Source organism: Paenibacillus hamazuiensis (assembly GCF_023276405.1).
GTDB classification, from domain to species: Bacteria; Bacillota; Bacilli; order Paenibacillales; family NBRC-103111; genus Paenibacillus_AF; species Paenibacillus_AF hamazuiensis.
Genome location: NZ_JALRMO010000001.1, coordinates 4,189,718 through 4,210,401, shown reverse-complemented (window position 1 = coordinate 4,210,401; position 20,684 = coordinate 4,189,718). Strand labels below are relative to the sequence as shown.

At 49.5% G+C, this 20,684-nt stretch carries 20 protein-coding genes and 1 riboswitch; of the genes, 14 read left to right on the top strand and 6 right to left on the bottom strand.

The features are described from left to right. Positions 1-13 precede the first annotated feature (13 nt). The 10 genes from MYS68_RS18355 to MYS68_RS18310 all read left to right on the top strand — a co-directional run bounded on the left by MYS68_RS18355 (position 14) and on the right by MYS68_RS18310 (position 10,731). Positions 14-1,510: a sugar ABC transporter ATP-binding protein gene (locus MYS68_RS18355; protein WP_248927230.1), complete on the top strand. Its 1,497-nt coding sequence runs from the start codon at positions 14-16 to the stop codon at positions 1,508-1,510. 2 nt (positions 1,511-1,512) lie between these two features. After that, a complete protein-coding gene (locus tag MYS68_RS18350) occupies positions 1,513-2,496 on the top strand; it encodes an ABC transporter permease (RefSeq protein WP_338043586.1) in 984 nt (327 codons plus the stop codon). A 16-nt stretch (positions 2,497-2,512) separates the two neighbouring features. Then, the gene (locus MYS68_RS18345; RefSeq protein WP_248927229.1) at positions 2,513-3,454 is read left to right on the top strand and encodes a sugar kinase; all 942 of its coding nucleotides are present in this window, start codon (positions 2,513-2,515) and stop codon (positions 3,452-3,454) included. A 27-nt stretch (positions 3,455-3,481) separates the two neighbouring features. Beyond that, a complete protein-coding gene (locus MYS68_RS18340; RefSeq protein WP_248927228.1) occupies positions 3,482-4,354 on the top strand; it encodes a class II fructose-bisphosphate aldolase in 873 nt (290 codons plus the stop codon). A 32-nt stretch (positions 4,355-4,386) separates the two neighbouring features. Further along, complete coding sequence (locus MYS68_RS18335; protein ID WP_248927227.1) at positions 4,387-5,346, top strand: 1-phosphofructokinase family hexose kinase; 960 nt, start codon at positions 4,387-4,389, stop codon at positions 5,344-5,346. Between the two features lie 265 nt (positions 5,347-5,611). Then, positions 5,612-5,695: riboswitch (cyclic di-GMP riboswitch) on the bottom strand. 262 nt (positions 5,696-5,957) lie between these two features. After that, a complete protein-coding gene (locus tag MYS68_RS18330; RefSeq protein WP_248927226.1) occupies positions 5,958-6,176 on the top strand; it encodes a hypothetical protein in 219 nt (72 codons plus the stop codon). Between the two features lie 189 nt (positions 6,177-6,365). Further along, the gene (locus MYS68_RS18325; RefSeq protein WP_248927225.1) at positions 6,366-6,857 is read left to right on the top strand and encodes a DinB family protein; all 492 of its coding nucleotides are present in this window, start codon (positions 6,366-6,368) and stop codon (positions 6,855-6,857) included. 313 nt (positions 6,858-7,170) lie between these two features. After that, positions 7,171-8,124, top strand: a complete 954-nt coding sequence (locus tag MYS68_RS18320) for an ABC transporter permease (protein WP_248927224.1) — start codon at positions 7,171-7,173, stop codon at positions 8,122-8,124. A gap of 191 nt (positions 8,125-8,315) precedes the next feature. Further along, complete coding sequence (locus MYS68_RS18315) at positions 8,316-9,194, top strand: carbohydrate ABC transporter permease (protein WP_248927223.1); 879 nt, start codon at positions 8,316-8,318, stop codon at positions 9,192-9,194. Positions 9,195-9,231: 37 nt separating this feature from the next. Beyond that, complete coding sequence (locus tag MYS68_RS18310; RefSeq protein ID WP_248927222.1) at positions 9,232-10,731, top strand: extracellular solute-binding protein; 1,500 nt, start codon at positions 9,232-9,234, stop codon at positions 10,729-10,731. A gap of 152 nt (positions 10,732-10,883) precedes the next feature. Here the strand turns inward: MYS68_RS18310 and MYS68_RS18305 are convergent, their stop codons facing one another. Beyond that, positions 10,884-13,151 (bottom strand): helix-turn-helix domain-containing protein, encoded by a 2,268-nt coding sequence (locus tag MYS68_RS18305; RefSeq protein ID WP_248927221.1) that lies wholly within the window; start codon positions 13,149-13,151, stop codon positions 10,884-10,886. Positions 13,152-13,293: 142 nt separating this feature from the next. Beyond that, positions 13,294-13,674 (bottom strand): DUF488 domain-containing protein, encoded by a 381-nt coding sequence (locus tag MYS68_RS18300; protein WP_248927220.1) that lies wholly within the window; start codon positions 13,672-13,674, stop codon positions 13,294-13,296. Between the two features lie 138 nt (positions 13,675-13,812). On the opposite strand from MYS68_RS18300, the gene MYS68_RS18295 reads away from it, so the two are divergent. Next, the gene (locus tag MYS68_RS18295) at positions 13,813-14,046 is read left to right on the top strand and encodes a hypothetical protein (RefSeq protein ID WP_248927219.1); all 234 of its coding nucleotides are present in this window, start codon (positions 13,813-13,815) and stop codon (positions 14,044-14,046) included. Beyond that, on the top strand, positions 14,030-15,184 hold the full coding sequence (locus tag MYS68_RS18290) for a serine hydrolase domain-containing protein (protein WP_248927218.1): 1,155 nt from the start codon (positions 14,030-14,032) through the stop codon (positions 15,182-15,184). Before MYS68_RS18295 ends, MYS68_RS18290 begins: the two co-directional genes overlap by 17 nt. A gap of 66 nt (positions 15,185-15,250) precedes the next feature. Here MYS68_RS18290 and isdG read toward each other — a convergent pair whose 3' ends face one another. Genes isdG through MYS68_RS18270 form a run of 4 tightly spaced genes read right to left on the bottom strand, consistent with a single transcriptional unit; the run spans position 15,251 to position 18,352 of the window. Beyond that, positions 15,251-15,574 carry a heme oxygenase gene (gene isdG, locus MYS68_RS18285; protein ID WP_248927217.1) on the bottom strand — a complete coding sequence of 108 codons (324 nt, stop codon included), beginning with the start codon at positions 15,572-15,574 and terminating at the stop codon, positions 15,251-15,253. After that, positions 15,574-16,368: an ABC transporter ATP-binding protein gene (locus tag MYS68_RS18280; protein WP_248927216.1), complete on the bottom strand. Its 795-nt coding sequence runs from the start codon at positions 16,366-16,368 to the stop codon at positions 15,574-15,576. The genes isdG and MYS68_RS18280 overlap by 1 nt, the downstream gene beginning before the upstream one ends. Further along, on the bottom strand, positions 16,365-17,363 hold the full coding sequence (locus tag MYS68_RS18275) for a FecCD family ABC transporter permease (protein WP_248930947.1): 999 nt from the start codon (positions 17,361-17,363) through the stop codon (positions 16,365-16,367). Before MYS68_RS18275 ends, MYS68_RS18280 begins: the two co-directional genes overlap by 4 nt. 5 nt (positions 17,364-17,368) lie before the next feature. Next, entirely contained in the window at positions 17,369-18,352 is a 984-nt protein-coding gene (locus MYS68_RS18270; RefSeq protein WP_248927215.1) for an ABC transporter substrate-binding protein, read from the bottom strand. A gap of 402 nt (positions 18,353-18,754) precedes the next feature. Here MYS68_RS18270 and isdC point away from each other — a divergent pair, with 402 nt between their 5' ends. Together isdC and MYS68_RS18260 are read left to right on the top strand one after the other, a co-directional pair. Then, the gene (gene isdC, locus MYS68_RS38560; protein ID WP_420852138.1) at positions 18,755-19,786 is read left to right on the top strand and encodes a heme uptake protein IsdC; all 1,032 of its coding nucleotides are present in this window, start codon (positions 18,755-18,757) and stop codon (positions 19,784-19,786) included. Between the two features lie 426 nt (positions 19,787-20,212). Beyond that, complete coding sequence (locus tag MYS68_RS18260; RefSeq protein WP_248927214.1) at positions 20,213-20,617, top strand: hypothetical protein; 405 nt, start codon at positions 20,213-20,215, stop codon at positions 20,615-20,617. Positions 20,618-20,684 lie beyond the last annotated feature (67 nt).

The window sequence follows — 20,684 nt, the reverse complement described above, 5'->3', positions numbered from 1 at the left end:
TAGAGGTGTTGTTATGCGTGACGAAACGATACTCGAACTTAGAAACATCAAGAAGTCGTTTGGAAGCGTAGCCGCCCTTTCAAACGTCAGCTTGCAGGTGAAGAAGGGACGCGTTCACACGCTTCTGGGCGGGAACGGCGCGGGGAAGTCGACGCTGATGAAAATCATTTCGGGAGTCCATCAGCCTGACGAAGGGGAAATCGTATTTAAAGGGGAGAGCATCCGGCTGCAAAATCCGAAGGATGCTCAAGAGAGAGGCATTAGCATTATTTATCAGGAGCTTAGTTTGTGTCCCAATCTAACCGTTGCGGAAAATATATTTGCCAATCGCGAGCCTGCGAACGGATTTTTTATTAACGACAAAAAATTAAATAAAGCTGCCGAAAAGCTTTTGCAGCAAATGGAACTGGACATTTCGCCGACTGCGCTTATTAAGGATTTGAGCATTTCACAACAACAGATGGTGGAAATAGCTAAAGCGTTGTCTTTTCAATCCGAAGTGATCATTATGGACGAACCTACCTCAGCTCTAAGCAGCAAGGAAACGGAAGTGCTGTTTGACAATATTGAAAAGCTGAAGGCAAACGGCGTAGCGATTATCTACATTTCTCACCGCATGGATGAGCTGCTGCAAATATCCGATGAAATTACCGTCATGCGCGACGGAACCTATATCGCTACGGTGGAGAAGAAAGAAGCGGATATTAACCGGTTGATCCAAATGATGATAGGGCGGCAATTAACGGACATTTATCCGACACGGGATTATGAAATCGGTTCGAACGTCGTGCTGGAAATAGAAAACTTTACGAAAACAGGTAAGTTCGAACAGGTCGATTTGCAAGTAAAATCAGGAGAGATTCTTGGCATTTTCGGTTTAATGGGCGCAGGTCGCTCTGACTTGGCTGAGGGAATCTTTGGCATTATCCGGCTTGACGCCGGAACGATGAAGATCAAAGGTCAACAAGTAAAAATCAACAATCCGCAGGATGCCATCAAAAACAAAATAGCGTTCATTACGGAAAACCGTCGCAAGCAAGGTCTTGTTGTAACGGATACCGTAAAAAGAAATATTACCGCTTTGAGTCTTGACAAGCTGCTGTCCAAACTCGGTTTAATCCATGACCCGACAGAAAACAAAATGGCCGAGAACGCCGTAGTCAGCTTAAATGTCAAAACGTCAAGCATTCATCAAACCGTCCTTAATTTAAGCGGCGGCAATCAGCAGAAGGTTGTTTTAGCCAAGTGGCTGGAGATGAATCCGGACATTTTGATTCTCGACGAACCGACAAGGGGCATTGACATCGCTTCGAAAAATGAAATCTATCGCCTGATGAGGCAGCTTGCGCGAAAAGGTACAGCCATTATTATGATTTCTTCGGAGCTTCCCGAGGTTTTGTTTATGAGTGACCGGATGCTTATTATGAGAAATAAAAAAATTGTTAAAGAAGTGACCTATTCAACGACTACGCAGGATGAAGTTATGCTTTACGCGACAGGAGGAAAGTGACCGTGGCGAATACCGATAGTACTGCGTCCGGCAGCAAAATGGCGAGAGTGTCCAATCTTCATTTGATGAAAACGTACGGAGGGATATTAGCCGGACTTCTTGTCCTGATGATTATATTTTCGATCTGTTCCCCTTATTTCCTTAAAGTCAATAATATTTTGAATATAATTCTTCAAGTCTCGATTATTGCAATAAGCGCGTTCGGCATGACATATGCTTTGATTATCGGAGGAATCGATCTGTCGATCGGATCGACCATCGCTTTATCGGGAACGGCTGCAGCGCTTTTGCTGCAAATGAATATTCCGTTCCTGGCGGTCATCTTGGCGGTATTGCTGATTGGGGTTGTCTTAGGGGCGTTTAATGGCGTCTTGATTTCGAAACTGCATATTCCCGCATTTATTGTGACCGTAGCTACAATGGGAATTTATCGAGGGATTGCTTATATTACAACGAATGGCGTACCGATTTCCATCAAAGATCCGTCGTTTTTGGCGTTAGGCAACAATGCCGTTTTGGGAATACAGATTCCGATCATCATATTGTTTGTGCTTTTCTTTATCAACCACGTGATTTTATCGAAGACGAAATTCGGCAGACGTGCTTATATTACCGGAGGCAATGAAGAAGCGGCGGTTTATGCCGGGATTCAAGTGCCGAAAATTAAAATTTGGGTTTATATCATTACAAGCTTGATGGCTGCCATTAGCGGACTTATCCTTGCATCGCGTCTTTATTCAGCCCAGCCGAACGCTGCCAGCGGATATGAATTGGATGCCATTGCCGCAGCGGTTCTGGGAGGAACAAGCCTGAGCGGAGGCAGCGGCAGAATACTTGGGACTTTGCTGGGCGCGATTATTATCGGAGTCATTAATAATGGAATGAATTTGATGAATGTCCCCTACTTTTATCAGCTAATTGTCAAGGGTTTAGTTATTTTGGTTGCCGTTTTTGTAGATGTAAGAAATAAAAAGAGATTGGTTTAATTAAGGAGCAGGTGAAATGGCGGAGATTTTGACCATTGGAGAGATACTGGTAGAAGTTATGGCAAAGGAAGTTGGACAAAAGTTTGAGGAGACAGGCGAATTTTTCGGGCCGTTTCCAAGCGGAGCCCCCGCTATTTTTATCGATCAAGCTGCCAAACTGGGCAGTTCCTGCACAATCGTTTCCAAAGTCGGGGATGACGGATTCGGCAAAATCAATGTTAGCCGTTTAAAGCAGGATGGAGTAGACGTTTCGCAGATCGGCGTTGTCCCGGACAAAACAACGGGCATTGCTTTTGTCACCTATAAGGAAAATGGGGATCGGGACTTCATCTATACGATCAAGGATTCCGCAAGTGCATGCATCTCCCGGGAAAACGTGCGTGAGGAGCTGTTTGCAGGATGCAATTATTTGCATGTGGTGGGCTGCTCAGCCTTTAATGAAGAAATGATTGCCGTTCTTCGTCAAGCCATTGTATATGCCAAAAAATATGATGTAAAAATTTCCTTTGATCCCAATATTCGTAAAGAAATTATGGAGAATGATCAAATTAAAGCGTTTATTTTGTTTGCACTGGCAAACTGCGATATATTTTTGCCCGGGCAGGAAGAGTTGAAGTGGATCACAGGCATTGAGGATGAGGAGAAGGCTGCCCGCTCAGTCCTGAATCAAAAAGCGGCATTCGTCATTGTAAAGAGGGGAAGCAAAGGGTGCCGGGTGTATGAGCCGCATGGTTTTTTTGACGTTGCTCCATATGAAATGAACGAGGTTGATCCGACTGGAGCAGGCGACTGCTTTGCAGGCGCTTTCGTTTCCTTGATGAATCTGGGATGGTCCGCTCAGGAGGCCGTAAACTATGCCAACGCAGCCGGAGCGTTGTCCGTTGCGAAAAAAGGACCGATGGAAGGGACGGTAACCCTCGAAGAAATAGACGCGTTTATGAAAGCGAAGCAAGTATAAAAAAACCGGATTGGACGGTGTGTTGGAATGGCATTAGTTTCGTCTACCCCTTTATTGATAGAAGCAAGAAAAAATGGCTACGGAATCGTAGCTTGCAATGTGCATACCCTGGAAATGCTTCAGGCCGTCGTGGAGGCCGCAGAGGAATGCAGCGCTCCTCTTATTCTTCAAACGACTGTGGGTACAGTTAAGCATTTGGGCATGGATTATATTGTCGCTGCGGCACAGACAGCAGCCCAAAAGGCAAGCGTTCCGATCGCCCTCCATCTGGATCATTGCCAAGAGTTTGAGTTGATTGTGCAATGTATGCGCGCGGGTTATACGTCCGTCATGATTGATGCTTCCATGCATCCCTTTGAGGAAAATGTGAAGCGAACGAAACATGTCGTCAAAATTGCCAAAGCTTTAGGGGTCAATGTTGAAGCGGAGCTTGGAAAAGTCGGCGGAGTGGAAGACGATATCGTAGTGGATGAGAAGGATGCCATGTTGGCCGATCCGGCAGAATGCGCTGAATTTGTCGAATTGACAGGCGTTCCGACACTTGCTCCTGCCATTGGCACAGCCCATGGGATTTATAAAGGCGAGCCCAATATTGCCTTTGACCGGATTTCCGAGATCGCGAGGAATGTATCGGTTCCCCTCGTACTGCACGGAGGTTCCGGTATTCCTGCGGAGCAAGTGAAGCGGTGCGTTTCCCTGGGGATGGCTAAAATGAACGTTGCTACTGAACTCAGGAACGCATTTTCGGGCTCCATTAAGCAATCGTTTATCGACAATCCGACGGAGCTGGATCCGCGCAAATACATGGTACCGGCAAAAGAAGCCGTAAAAAGGCTTGCGATCGAAAAAATCAGCTTGTGCGGATCAGTTGGAAAAGCACATGCGATTTCCTTCAAATAAGATGATGGATCGGATGAAGGAGTGTCATGTTTGTGATTTCTACGTTTACTTTAAATGCTGCCGTCGATAAGTTTTATGTCATTGACGATTTTCAGCTCGATTCGGTAAACCGGGTAAAGAAAATCATCGCCGAGCCTGGAGGGAAAGGCAACAATGTGGCGAAAGTGGCTCATCTTCTGGGTTCGAAAGTAACTGCCTCCGGATTCCTTGGCGGAGCGAACGGGCAAATTGTTCATCAGGAATTACAAAAAAGAGGGATTTCGAGCGAACCGGTTTTCATAGGAAGCCTTACTCGGGAAGCGTTCGCCATCGCGGATCACTTACGCGGAACACTAACGGAAATATTGGAGCCGGGCCCCCGGGTTGAACCTCAGGAATGGGAGCAATTGCGAAGAAAAGCAGGCGAGCTATCAGCTCGAAGCAAAGTGATATGTTTTTCGGGCAGTTTGCCGGCGGGGGCAGCATCCGATGCTTACGCTTCGTTAATCGGGATCGCCAAGGAGGCCGGAGCTTTGACGATTTTGGACAGCAGCGGCGAACCGCTTCGGATAGGAATAGAAAGCGCCCCTTTTCTTTGCAAGCCGAACAGGGATGAATTAGTCCAAATAGTGGGAAAATCGATAAATAGCGCTGCGGACATCATTGCCGCGGCTGAAAGCATATTAGCCCGAGGCGTGCGGCTTGTTGTTGTGTCCATGGACAAGGACGGCTCGATTGTCGTATGCCGTTCGAAAGCTTGGCAAGTCAAGCCGCCGGTCATTCGAACGGTCAACACGGTGGGCTGCGGGGATGCCATGGTTGCCGGCATCGCAAGCTACTTTGACCGCAAGGATGCGATGCCGGATGAGGAGGAGTGGGTGCAAGCCGTCATGTTGGGTACCGCCGCCGCGGCTTCTAACGCAATGCATGAGATTACCGGACATATCGATATTCATGAAGTTCATGATTTGTTGAAAGAGGTACAAGTCACCGAGTTTCTTCCCTACGGGTAACGCGAAAATTGCAAATGGTTGTCAAACTTTTGCAATGTATTGCGTTAAAGTGCTGAATTGCATTCTCCGGCAGAATCATGTATGTTTCAAAATCCAGGAGGTATTTCCTGGATTTTTTTCCTTTTATTTATCCGTTATCGTTGTCAATCTCCCGGTTGTTCCATTCCTTGAACTGATTCAAATCAATTCCCAGTTGCTCCAGAATGTCGTTAATCTCCAAGTTCTTCTTGGTTTCTTCCATCTTCCTTCTTCACTCCTCTTTGGGATGAAAGATGGCCGGTTGCACTACTAGCTCCGTCGAATCCAAGTGCCCAGATACAGATTCGAAATCATTGCGTCCACTTTTTTTGGATTCAGTTTACAGTATTCAAGCCGCGAAAACATGGGAAAAATGTCGAGAAAAAATAATAATGTATAAAAATTTGTTGTTTAGGTGCATGGTTTGCCAAAATGGATTTCCCAATGGCTGTCTGTTGAAGCAGCTTCGCATGGACGAAAACAAGCAGTCGAATTATTGCATAACAGATGTCGAAATATTTCATTGGCATCGGCCCGGGAATTCGGTAATCTTTAAAGGGAGACTGCGTTATGCCGCGAAAGGGGAATTCCGAATGCCGGAATCGCTTGTACGGTTATCCCGACTTTTCAAAGATATGAAGATCAAATACAAGCTGATGGTCGTGCTGCTGCTGCTGATCGCATTCATTTGCATTGTCGTCGTGGCTTCTCTGCAGTTCATTTTCCAGTCCTACGACGAAATGCTGTATGCGCAATCCGCCCGCACCATCTATAATTCGATCGGCGATATCGTACGGTTGAGACAGGAATAGGGATATAGAGAGGAGCTTGTCTACGGCAAGCTCCTCTGTCATGTGCGCAATTCAGCGCATTCTGTCTGCGTTTCTTATGGACTGCGGTGTAGTGGCGAAAACAGCAATCTGTAAGAAATACGACGTGGAGAATTGCCATACAATAAAATCATCTTGACGAATCGATTGGAAGGATGATGGAAAAATATCATGAGTATACTAACCCGGCAATATGAATGGATTCGCCAAACGAGGGAAGTGTTATTCCATTACTGCGAAACGCTCTCGACTTCGGACTATGTGAAGGACCATGAAAGCTTTGGCGGCGCATCGATGCGCAGCCTTCATGCGCATGCGGCGGATTGCTACCTTTTTTGGTTAGGCAGCTTCGCTCTGAAAAGGACAATCGCGCCCATTCCAGCCGAACAGTTTTCGAATGTTCAAGCCATGCGAAAAGTTTTTGCCGGAATCGACCTTCTGGTCGGAGATTTTTTGAACGAATTCGAAGATCAGCCCGATCTTAAAATCCCCGGGACGCCATCCTGGCAGGAAGAGACAATAATGCTAACCCCGCTCTGGTTGTTTACCCACACGACTACTCACGAATTTCACCACAAAGGACAGATCCTATCCATGAGCCGACAGCTCGGTTATATTCCGATGGTTACGGATTTGTATCATCCAACGAGGACGAATGGCTGATGGCGATCTCGTCAAGCTAACATCCAAAAATAAATAAGCGGGAAACAGAACAACATCCCCGTTCGGTAAACGGCACATTAACGGAATGCCGCGATCCGAATCGGGGATTTTTTTGCGAAAAACGTCGATTCGCAACCAATGACAACGAGTGCAACTTATGACTATTCCCGGCTTACCGCCATAGGAACGGCATGCGTCGGCCAATCTGAACAAGCAGGGACTATCGACGGCAATCGGATCCCCCGAGTATGATAAAGCTGCAGTTTCACGGTCATAACCAAATGCCATGGAGAATTGAAAGGAAGGAAGCAGCATGCAAACAAGTTTGAATGCGCGGGTCCCCGCATCTTCGTCCGCGAGGTCGGCGACATTGATGGGCAGACTCGTGCGGAACCGGTGGCTCTATTTTATGGTCCTCCCCGGTCTATTGTACTTTCTTATTTTTAAGTATTGGCCGATGTACGGAATTTTCATCGCATTTAAAGACTATCAGCCGTTTCTCGGCTTCTGGGACAGTCCGTTTGTAGGGCTCAAGCACTTCGACCGCTTTTTCAGCGATTCGAATTTTCTCGTCCTTTTCCGGAATACTCTCATTCTTGCCGCTTATAATATCCTGTTTTTCTTTCCGCTGCCGATCGTAATCGCGCTTATGTTAAACGAACTGAGGCAGGAATTCGTCAAGAGGACCGTGCAAACGCTGGTTTACGTTCCCCACTTTATGTCCTGGGTGGTCGTCGTGGGGATCGCCTACATCTTCTTAACGACGGAAGGCGGCATTGTGAACGAAATGCTCGTTCGTTTCGGCGGAGAAAAAATCAATTTTCTGGTGAGCAACGAGTGGTTCAGGACGATCATTACAGCCGAGGTCATATGGAAAGAAACGGGCTGGGGCACGATCATTTTCCTTGCGGCGCTGGCCGGCGTCGACCCGCAGCTCTATGAAGCGGCACGCATGGACGGCGCGAACCGGCTCCGCCAGCTGTGGCATATTACCCTGCCGGCCATTCGCAGCACTATCGTCATTTTGCTGATTCTGCGATTGGGTCATTTTCTCGATACGGGCTTTGAGCAAATCTTCCTGATGCTGAACGCGATGAACCGGGAGGTCGGAGAGGTGTTTGACACCTATGTTTACTCCGTCGGGATCAGTCAAGGACAATACAGCTTCAGTACGGCGGTCGGCTTGTTTAAGTCGGTCATCGGATTGATTCTTGTCGTCGTATCCAACTATTTGGCCAAAAAATTCGGAGAAGAAGGTATCTACTAGAGCGTGTTCAAAAAGTTATGTTGCTCGGAGGTAGGGATGTACTTCCGGTCGCTCTTGAAATCGTAAATGTATGAATTCATGTAAAGGTTAATTTACGATTTCAAAGGCGAACGCTAACGCTCCTCCAGCACATTCCCTTCTCCTTCGCACGTTTTTTTAACACACTCTACTAGAAAAGAGGTAATCACGTTATGCCGCTCAAGCCAAGCTGGGGAAGCCGCGCATTCGACAGCGTAAACATCGCGCTGCTCGTCGCATTTGCACTGCTTACCGTAATCCCGTTCATCTATGTCATTGCCGGCTCGTTCGCTACGCAGAAGGAATTGCTGCAGAGGGGATTCATCTTGTTCCCGACGGAGTTTTCCCTGGATGCGTACAAATATATTTTTTCGACTCAGACGCTGGTCAGAAGTTTGCTGGTTACCATCTACATCACGGTCACAGGTACGCTGATCAACATCTTCTTTACGTGCTTAATGGCATACCCGTTGGCCCGCAAAGACATGGATTTTCGCAAGCCGATCCTGATGCTGGTCGTCTTCACGATGCTGTTCAGCGGAGGAATGATCCCGACGTTCCTGGTGGTCAAGCAATTGGGAATGATCAATTCCTACTGGTCCTTGCTGATTCCGAGCGCTATCAGCGCCTTTAACCTGATCATTATGCGGAATTTTTTCCAACAGCTGCCGGACGGCCTGGAGGAATCCGCGAAAATCGACGGCTGCAACGACCTTGGAATCTTTTTCCGCATCGTGCTCCCGCTATCCATGCCGGCCATTGCAACATTCTCGTTATTTTATGCGGTGGGACATTGGAATACGTACTTTAACGCAGTGCTGTATATCAATGACAATACCAAATGGCCGATTCAAGTGCTCTTAAGGCAGATTGTCATTTTGGCCTCAGGCGGGATCGGGGACTCCACCGCGATGGATGCGGAATTCGCACCGCCGGAGCAATCGGTGAAGATGGCGGTTATTGTGATATCCACCCTGCCGATCCTGCTTGTATACCCATTTTTGCAGAAACATTTTGCCAAAGGGGTACTGCTAGGCTCGGTTAAGGGTTGAAGATATAATAGGATTAGGAAAAAGGGAGGATTTCTACATGTACAGAAGACATCGAAAGACGCTGGTCAAAACCGGAGCTTTGCTCGCTTCGGTAACGTTGGCCATTACCGCCTGCGGCGGGAAAGAGCAAGCTACCCAGGGAAACGGAGCGAATCAAGGTCCGCTTCAGCTGACGATGATGCTGCCGAGCTACAACGCGGAGCCGATGCCCGCAGACAGCTCGGTTCTCAAGCAGCTCGAGGAAAAAACAAATGCGAAACTTACCGTGTCGTGGGTGCCGGCTTCGTCCTACACGGATAAATTAAGCGCGACCGTCGCATCCGGCGAGCTGCCGAAAACGTTTGTGGCGCTGGAGCCGAAGGCTTCCTTCATTATTAACGCAGCCCGCACCGGCATGTTCTGGGAGGTCGGACCATATCTTAAAAATTACCCGAATCTGAGCAAGATGTCGGATATCGTATTGAAAAACGTATCGATCGACGGCAAAATTTACGGCTTGTACCGCGAGAGAGATCTCGCCCGCTTCGGCCTCATGATCCGTCAGGATTGGTTAACGAACCTGGGGCTGCAGCCGCCGAAAAATATGGATGAGCTTTATAATGTTTTGAAGGCCTTTACAACGGGGGACCCGGACAAAAACGGCAAACAGGACACGATCGGGCTTGCCGTGGGGATGCAGGGCGGAGTTATAGCCGGCTTTAAAGACATCCTGGCTTATATGGGCGGTCCGAACGAATGGGAGCTGAAGGACGGCAAGCTCATTCCGGCCCATATGACGCCGGCTTACATGGACACGATGAAGTTCTACAAAAAATTGTATGACGAGAAAATCATCAATCAGGACTTCGCGCTCATTCCGGATGGCCGGGCCGTGATGTACAAAGGCCAAGCCGGACTTTGGATCGATAATATGCTGGACGGCAAAGGAATAGAGGATAACATCAAAAAGGTCGTTCCGAGTGCGCAAATTAACCTGATCAACCGCATCTCCGGTCCGAAGGGTGAAAGAACCCGCGCCGGCTCCGGCTTTTTGGGCATGTACATGATTCCGAAAACAAGCGTGAAGACGGAAGCGGAGCTGAAGCAAATTCTCACTTATTTCGATAGAGTATCCGAGAAAGATATCCAGAACCTGATGAAGTACGGAATTGAAGGAAAGCAGTACACCGTGGAAAACGGCAGCTATAAGCCGAATACGGATCCGAAAATTAAGGCCGAAATTACGGACGGCAATCAGTTTATGGTTTTGCAAAACGAAGTTGTAAGTTATGGAACGGAATTGGAGAAGCTCAGCACAAAGCTGTTCCAGGACAACGCGAAGATCGCCCTGGCCAACCCTGCGGCGCCGTTTATCTCCAATACGGAGACGGAGAAGGGCAAGGAGCTTTCCAAGATCATTCAGGATGCCACGGTGAAATTCATCATGGGGGCCATCAATGAAAACGACTGGAAGCAAGCCGTGGATAAATGGCTGCAAAGCGGCGGAAGCAAGGTCATAGACGAAATGAATGCGGAATACGCCAAAGTGGCGAAGTGATCAGGCTTGTTGACGGAGGGAGGAAAGGGCCAGCGGACCTTTTCCTCCTGATCGCAAGCGGATCCGAAAGGACTATGCAATGGGAGAGGATTCGGAAGAAACGCCAAAGTTAGCATTTGATGAACAAACGAGTTCTTTGTTCCGTGCGCTCCTTACCCCTCTTCGCGGTATTGCCCCGGGGTCATGCCCACCATTTTACGGAAGGAGCGAATAAAGTTGGCGGAGTTGTTGTACCCCAGGCGTTCGGCGATTTCGGCAATTTTCAGATCGGACTCCTTCAGCCATTTCTTGGCCATGTCAATCCGGTACTGCGCCAAATATTCGCCGAAATTGGTGCCGGTTTCCTGACGGAAAACACGGCTCACATAATGAGGGTGATAATTGATGCGGGAAGCGCACTTTTCCAGCGTCAGGTCCGAATCGAATTCCCGATGAATCATATCGATAACCGCTTCCGAAATATGCTTGAACTGGGAATCGCGGCGGCTGCTCAGCTCCTGAATGTAAGGATGCACAAACGTCGACCGGAACCAAATCTCCATTTCCTTCACGTTTCGAAGCTTGAACAAAGACTGGATCAAGGAAGCTTCATCTTCGGAAATCCGATCCAGGGGAATAGACAATTCCTGCCCGAATTTGAGCAGGTCGACCAGAAACCGCAAGAGCGACAGCTGATAGTCCCGATGCTGCGTATTGGGCTGGAACAGCTCCCCGATAAAACGATTCAAGGCCGCTTCCGACTGCTCCGCATTCCCCGCCCGGATCGCATCGAACAAATTTTGCTCCACTTCATGCGGGAACATGTACAAATTGCTCTTCTGCGGCTGTACGTCCTCTATAAACAAAATCGATTCTTGTCCCAGCCCCACCCTGTATTTGAGCGAGGTCACGGCTTCGTGCAGCGCTTGCCGGGCTTCCGCGAACGAGCCGAACGGTCGGCTGATTCCGATGCTCACTTTCATGTCCAAATATTGATAAATGGCCTTTTGGATCTCGTCAGACAGGGCAAAGATCTGCTCTTTAAACTCGGCCCCTTCCTTCGGAGAGCCGATCAATGTCGCCTGGAAATCCGACGTGACCACCGGAACCAGCCTCTGCTCGGCCGGCACCAGCTCGCCGACAATATTGCCGATGGCGAACATGAGCAAATCCCGGTCCGTCTCCTCATACTTTGTATCCTTCAGCGTATCGATTTGAACGGCCAGCACGCACATGGAAGGCCACGGCTTATCCAAACCGTACAGGCCCAATTTTTCCTCGAAATCTGCCGGACGGATGGCGCCGCCAAACAATTTTTGCACGAAAAATTCCTTGAGCTGCACCTGCTGCCCCCTGAGCTCATTCATGATCAGCGATTGGTTTCGGATCAAATAGTTGACGCGTTCCCCGATCAGCTGAAGCTCGCCGGTTGGCTTCCGGGCGTCGCCCGTGGAAGGAATGCCGGTCAGAGCCGTATAGATGGATCGAATCGGGCTGTACATCTTCTTGGATCCGAACCAGGCGAGAATCAGCGTGACCAGCAGGATGGCCAAACATACGAGCAACGTCATCCAGCCGATGATTTTATTTTGCGCGTTCACCTGTTCGTTGGAGGCCACGGAAACATAATTCCAGCCGTTGTAGGAGGACTTCCGGTATGTGACGGTGACCGTCTCTCCATCCAGCTCGGCGGTATACTGGCCCAAAGCGTCCTGCGTTTCGAGAAGGGGCTTCAAGTAGGGTTGTTCCGACATGTTCTTTCCCAGCTGAGCCCGGTCGCGATGATCGATGATGCGGAAATTTTGATCCAGAATAAACGCGCTGCCGAGTTTGTCGTTCTGAGACGAAATAAACTCCTTCATCACATCGGACGACAGCACGACGCAAATGATCCCTTTCGGATTGACGGCGTTAAAAGGATACTTCTTCACAAAGTAGATGGACTGAAAGGAATTCGCCTGATTGTCCGCTCCTCGTGTCCAGAAGGAGCCCGCTGCCGCACGGGAGAAGGCTTCGAGCTGTGGCTTAAAGTCCAATGAGCTGTATTCGTTTACACCGGTGCTCGAGACCATCCAATCCTTGCTGAGGCTCAGCAGAAAAACATCTTTGATGCCGAGCTCGTAGGTTTGAATTTGCGCAATGCCTTTAAACAGCTCATGCACCATTTCGAAGTCGTGATTCGATATACTTTTATCGAAGGCGCCGGTGACGACGGGGGACTGCAGCAGCTGCGTTGCCGAGTTGTCAATCGTCCTGAGCGTCTGCTCGACGCGCATCTGCATTTGCTGCATAAGCTGCTTATTGCTCTCGTTTACCTTGTCCTGTACGGCCCTGGAGGAATTGTAGTAAGCAAAGGTGCCCAAAAGAATGACCGGTATGGTGCCGATCAAGATGGAAAATAACATCAGCTTGAATAAATAAGACGGTGATCGAAATTTCATAATGCCTCCATGTAGATTTTCCCTAAGTATTTCAATTTTACATGAATACTCGGCAATTAGCCATAAAATCTGCGGGGAGGGGGGAATTGAAAGAGCCGGGAGGCAGTGCCCCCCGGCTTCTTTTTCGCGACTTTATCTGATCTTAGCCTCCTTGGCGATTAAGCCATTTTTGCAGTACAACGGCGTGATTATGGATCGGGTCTTTGGCGGAATAGATCAATGTGACTGGCCGATCGGCGGCCGTTTCGAGCAGTCTGCGGACAAGCGGGATATGGGAAGGGTCTTCCTCCAGTTCACGTTCATAAAGTTTAGCGAATTCCGCGAATCGTTCCGGCCGGTGGCCGAACCATTTTCGGAGATCGGGACTGGGCGCGATCTCCTTCATCCACTCGTCGATTGACGCCTGATCTTTGGAAATTCCCCGTGGCCAAAGCCGGTCGACCAGGATACGGACACCGTCTTGCGGGGAGGGAGGGGCATATATACGTTTTACTTTAAATATGATTTCTTGAGAGTCGGACATTCGAATCCCTCCGTATGTGGGAATACTGATTTTTTACTATTATATGCGAGCTAAAAGTTTATCAAAAGCGTACATCCATAAAGGCAAGGAAATACGCGTTCTACAGGGCATTTAGTTCTGAAAGGGTTTACAATTCGTATGGACGATTTCCAAAATTTGTTGTATGATATTTTTCAGGATCCGGAGCAGCGCTGTAAGTGGACCGCCCCGGAAATCGGGAAGTCGATGATCGGCCGATTGGTACGGATGATGCCGGAGAATGACGCTCCGCCCGAGCAATACGAACGGCTGGGACTGACAGAAAGCTTGAGGAAGGAGTATCAAACGATCAATGTAGCGATGGGAGTGTTCGGTTATGAAAAGGTTACATGAACGTTTAAGTACGCTGCTTCAGGGATGGGTGGAAAAAGGGCCTGCCGGATGCGCCTGTACGGTGGTCCAAAACGGAGAAGTCGTGTATCGGGAGCACTTCGGGTATGCAGATCTGGAAAAGAAAACCGAAATAAAACCCGATACGATTTATCGCATTTATTCCATGACGAAAGTCGTTACCTGCGTGGCGGCTCTCAAGCTGTATGAAAAGGGACTTTATCTGCTGAACGATCCTCTCGAGGAGTATTTGCCGGAGTTTAAAAATCCGCAGGTTTACCGGTATAACGATTTTGGCGTAAGAACCGTATCCCCGGCAACCTCGTCCATACGGGTCAAAGATCTGTTCATGATGACTTCGGGGCTTACCTACGGCGGAGACGGCCTGGAAACCGAACGGCTCACCCGTGCGGCGCTGGCAAACGCTGCCGAAACGATGGACATGCGCGCATTGTCCAAAGCGCTTGCCGCCATTCCGCTTGCGTTCGACCCCGGCACGCACTGGAAGTACGGCACTAGCCATGATGTCCTTGCCGCATTGATCGAAGTGCTGTCCGGAGAAACATTCGGCGAATTTTTAAAGAAGGAAATATTCGAACCGTTAGGGATGCATGACACTTTCTTCCGTATTCCCGAGGATAAGCGCGATAGGCTTTGTACGATGTATGAGCGTTCGGAAGAAGGGACGCTGACCCCTAAATTGGATATGGAAGTCCCGTATCAGCCGGGATGCAGGTATGAAAGCGGCGGAGCGGGTCTTCTGTCGACGATCGGCGACTACACCCGGTTTGCGCAGGCGCTGGCGAGAGGCGGCGAGCTGGATGGAGCCCGGATATTGAGCCGCAAGACGGTGCAGCTGATGGCCTCCAATCATTTGGGACCGCAGCAGATGAAAGATTACAATTGGCTGCAGCAGAAAGGGTACGGCTATGGGCTGGGGGTACGGGTTATGGTCGATCCCGCGGAAGGCGGCTGCAACGGATCGATAGGCGAATTCGGCTGGGCCGGCCTGGCCGGATCGTGGGTGCTGATCGACCCTGCGGAGCAGCTTTCCGTCGTTTATATGCAGCAGATGCTGCCGAGCCTCGAGCCATACATTCATCCGCGTTTGCGCTCCGTCATCTATGGGGCGCTGGAATAAGATAACAGCCCGTCTTCTTTAATGAAGCACGGGCTGTTTCTTATTAAATATGTAGATATATTTATATCACTGAGCTGCGGCAATCGGCCGCCTTACGATTTTTACGTCATAAAACGAAATTTTATTGGAAACGATGTACTCCGGTATTTCTCTTCCATGGGAATGCGACTCCTTGAAGGCGTCGCTGCGCGTCCAGGCGTGGAAGCTTTCTTTTTCCTCCCACCTTGTGACGACAGTCACCTCGTCATACTCTTGGGTATTTTCCGTCAGTAGAACCTCCAGGCCAAGAAAACCGGGCATGGTTTCCACTTTGCCTACTTTGTCAAACCGCTCGATCAGCTTATGCGCATTTCCCTTCGTTATTTGCGATGTATTTGTAACGATGACCATTAATAACTCCTCCTGTTTGCCTCTAAAGTTTTGATAGGGATGATGATAGGGTATTCGTCCTCAAACTTTACTTTCGCTTCGATTCGGTACACTTTTTCCATAAAATGGGTATTGATTATTTCCTTTGGTTTTCCGGTTTCCAAAACTTTGCCTTGCCTCATGGCAATCATATAGTGGCAGTAATTTGCGGCCTGCTGGAGATCGTGCAGCACCATAATGACGGTAAGGCCGTGCTCCCGATTAATCTGCTGCAGCATGTCCATAACTTCCAGCTGATGGGCGATATCCAGAAAAGTGGTAGGCTCATCGAGCAGGATAATATCCGTCCTTTGCGCCAACGCCAGAGCAATACGAGCTTTTTGCTGTTCACCTCCCGATAAAGTATGGTACATCCGGTTTTCATGTCTTTTTGTCCCCGTCGCTTCCATGGCCCAATCCACTATGTTTTCGTCCTCCGACGTCATACGGTCGAACAGACGTTTGTAAGGAGAACGTCCGTACGAAACCAGTTCCCGAACGGTCAGATCGGGCATAACGTTTTTCGATTGGGGGAGCATGGATAAGGTTTGCGCAAATTGAACCGGCTTGTAAGATTTCAGCGGTTTTCCGTCGATGATCACCTGACCTTGATCCGCATTCAGCAAACGGGCGAAGACCTGCAGCAATGTCGATTTTCCGGAGCCGTTGGGACCGACGATAGCGGTAATTTGACCTGCAGGAATAGCCAGCGATATATCATGAAGCTGAAAAGCGCCCACCCTAAGCATAATATTCCCGGTTTGCACGGCTGTCATGGCATGATTCCCCGTTTCTTCAATAAAAATAGGAAAAACGGCGCGCCTAGTCCGGCCAGCAGAATGCCGACGGGAAGCTCGATCGGATCGAACCATGAACGGGCTATGGTGTCGGCCAGCACGACAAGAGCGGCACCTGCAGGTATGGATAGCGGAAGCAGGAAGCGGTAATCTTCGCCGGTCAGCAGCCGGATCGCATGCGGTACCACCAATCCGACAAATCCGACCAAGCCGGCTGCGCTGACAGCAGCGCCAGCGAGCAACGATGACAATAATATAAGAAGAAACCGTTGAAGCTCAACGTTCTGGCCGAGCAGCTTGGCTGAATCGTCGCCCAGGAGCAGAAGATTCGAAGGCTTCGCCGCAAATGCGGTCAAACAAAGTCCGACAAGGGCATAGGGGGCCATAAATCCGAGATGATGCCAGCTCCGACCGCTGAGCCCGCCGGCCAGCCAAGGCAGCACAGCCTGCACCCGGTCGCTGAATATGACCATAATCCCGCTTGTAACCGCGCCAAGTAAAGCGTTGACGGCAACTCCGGCCAATATGATTTTTAAAGGCGAGGCTCCTTTATCCCAAGCCAGCGAGTAAATAACAATTGAAGTGAGAAATGAACCCAAAAACGCCATCATCGGGAGCAGATAGCTGAGCTCGGGAAATACAATCATCGAGATGACGGCGGCCAAACCGCCGCCGGCCGATACTCCAATGATGCCGGGGTCGGCCAAAGGATTTTTCATCACGCCTTGCAGCAAAGCGCCGGAAGCCGCGAGGCATGCCCCGGTCAGCAGTCCGACCAATACTCTGGGCAGCCGTAAATTCATAATAATTTTTTCTTGAAACGGCTGCCCGTCGGCCGTGAAGACGGTCCATATATCATGAAGCGATATCGGGACAGAGCCGTAGGTAAGACCGTACAGGAAAGCAGAAACAAGAAAAATAGGCGTCAAAATGACGGTCAGTTTTCTTCTGAAGCTTCGCTGCTGAATATCCATCGTCATCACTTGGCCTTGTCAAGCAGCTGTTTCATCAGATCGAGCGCTTTGACGATACCGGTACCGGGATTCGTGCCGAATAAATCTGCCGGCAAAACCTCGATACGGTTCGCTTTAACGGCATCCAGGCTGTTCCAGGCGGCGTTTTGCTGCATTTCTTTAATAAACCCGTCTTTAACTTTATCCGCGTTTCCGTGGGTCATGATGAGAATAAGCTGCGGGTTCGACTTCACGATTTTTTCCGTATTGAGCTGGGCGTACTGCGGGTAGTTATCCAACGAGGGATAGTCGGCGGCAATATTTTCTCCCCCGGCTGTCGCGAGAATGTCGCCGCTTAACGAGTTGTTCAAAGCGGCCATATAGGTGCCGGGAGCGCCGTACACCAGCAAAACCCTCGGTTTCCCGGAGCTCTGCGCTGCTTTAAGAGCAGTTGCCTTGCCGTCTATGGCGGCGATCAGCTCACTCGCTTTCCGCTCTTTTTGCAGCATTTGGCCGAACAATTGAATCTGTTTTTTGATTTCGTCGATGGAGTTGGCGCTGCTTAACACCATTTTAGCGCCGGCGCCTTCAACGGCAGAGATATCCTTCATGTTAAGCGGATTGTTCCCAAGCACGGCGTCCGGTTCGAGAAAAGCGATTTTCTCCAAATCGATGCTGTGGGTGGAGCCGACCTGCTCCACATCCGACGCCTCCTTGACCGCAGCCGTTCCGGGCGAGTTCGGACGTCCCACCAGCTTGCCGCCAAGAGCGTAAACGATGTCCATTTCGCCATTGCCCAAAGCGACAAGTTTGCTTGGAACGGTATCGAACACGATTTTACGTCCGGCAAAGTCTGTGATGGAGATTGCCGGGGAAGCCGATTTTGCCGCTGCTTCGGAGCTGCCGCCGCCGCCCGAAGCCGTATGCGCGGAGCCTTCGGATGCAGATGAGCCGCATCCCGCTGTTCCAAAAAGAAAAAAAGCTGCAAGTAGCAAGCAGTATTTCTTCATGCGATTCCTCCCACTGCCAAATCAATTTGTAATTGATAATGAATATCATTGTCAATTAAATGATAATGAATCTCATTATCGGTGTCAATTCAAAATTTAGAAAAATTTGGGGCCGGCTCGTCCAAGTTATGAAGTGAGTTCCGAGGTTGACAATGCCGATATGGGTAGGATACGATCTTACACGTATTTATCTCAGCTATGTTTCTCCACAAAATTCCAAGCGAAAGAAGGGGATTGGCATGGTGTAAACCTGCGCTAAACATAACGGTTAACGTCGGTTGAATGTTGGTATGCAAGGCTTGCTTGCAGCAAAAAATCCGCAGTTTGCGGAGAGGAAGGAATAATTGCGACTATTAAGTGATAATGATTATCATTACCAAGAAAAAGGAGGATTAGATACACGTGAAAATCGTTAAAACTTGGATGATGATTCCGGCTTTATCGCTGCTGCTTTCGAGTTCGTTGTTTGCGGCGACGGGAGTGTTTGCTGCCGATAAATTATCCGACGGGACCTACACAGTCGGCTATTTGGTTAAACAAGCGGAGAACGATTCCGTTTCCATGGCTAACGATTATTTCGAAAAACCGGCCGAACTTTTTGTTTTCGACGGGCGGATGGAGCTGCAGGTTCAGATGAATCACAGCAAATGGATCACCGTCTTCAAGGCTCCCGATCGGGGAGGATTTAAGGATGCACAGATCGTAAGATCGGATGACGCCGCCGATACCCGAGTTGTCCGTTTTCCGGTGGACGACCTGTCGAAACCTTTGCCGTTGAAAATTCACGTTACCGTAGAGAAAATCGACTACGATCATGACTACACGATACGGTTTGTGTTCGACGAAAAAAGTATAAAAGCTGCGGAGGCTGCAAAACCGGGGGGCGGAAATGCTGCCGATAAGACTGCCCCGGCAATGGACGGAATGCCTGCGGCGACGGCCGGCGGCGGGGGCGTCCCGGGAGCGGGAGCAGCGATGAGCCCGGCGTCAGAACAGGCGGCGAATGCGCAGCCGGCGAGGGAATCCGAGCCGCCCGCCGTACAGGGAGGCGACGCCACGGCATCCGCGCCGGCGGGAGGGAGCGCACCATCGGCGACGGCCGGCGGCGGGGGCGTCCCAGGAGCGGGAGCAGCGACGAGCCCGGCACCGGAACAGTCGGCGAATGCGCAGCCGGCGAAGGCATCCGAGCCGCCTGCGATGCAGGGAGGCGACGCCACGGCATCCGCGCCGGCGGGAGGGAGCGTGCCTGCGGCTCAGGGAGTGCGTGTGCCCGTTGAGACCGGCAACCTATCCCCGGACGATGCCGGTAACGGCAAACCTGTGTCCGATAAATCCGGGTACATGTGGCCGATCGTGTTAAGTGCCGTCGTAGCAGCCGCACTTGTTGCGTATGCAGGCTACAGAGTAAAAATGAGGAAAAAGGGGTTGACATAATTTCTCATATATGTTTAAAATCATGGTGTCGACAGCGATGTACACGTTGCCGGCGTTGAAGACAAGGGGTACACGGTTGCGAAATGAAATGTACCTCTGCCACGGGAAGCATTTTTTTTACAGCATGATTGATAATGATTATCATTATCTCTGCATAGTCTTTTCTCTGTGGCACATATCCATGCGTCAAGGAGAGGGGGGATTGAGCCTGTTTCATCACCAAAGCCTGGGTAGAGCTTGATTTATTGCGGCTCCGGTGACGGATGTTTTGCACGGAGGAGTATGCGGTGTGCTTCTCACAGTCAGGCAGCTCTGCAGTAATTTTTTTTGTGATTGTATTGATAATGATTATTATTATCAATACAAAATCGCGTCTCTATTCTCGATTAACCCAAAATTTTCAAAAAACAAGGAGAGTGTTTATTTATGAGACTGTCGACAAAAAAATCGTTTTCGATGATGCTGTTGGTATTTATGATTGCTTTTGCGTTTGCGGTTCCGGCTTTTGCCGCCAGCTCATCTTATGAGTTCTACTATGACAATAACCCCTCATCGCCATTTAACTCGCATCTCAACGGGTTCATCGCCGGCCCTGCCGACGTAACCGGCACTACCGTTACCATTACTTTGGCGGGAGAATATTATGACTACCTGCAAGCCGATAACGGATCCGGCACTTTTGTAACCTACTATCCGACGGTTAACGCCAATGGCGATTCCGTTTTTACTTTCACGAACTCCAATCCTACGTCCGACATCAATACGTATCTTTATGTCAGTGTTCCCGGTCAGCATGCTGCGCTGTACCCTCTGACCATCCATTGGAACTGATATTTCATCCATAACAAAATGTGCCGAGGCGAAAAGTGGTCTTTATTTCCGACCGCTTTTCGTTTTG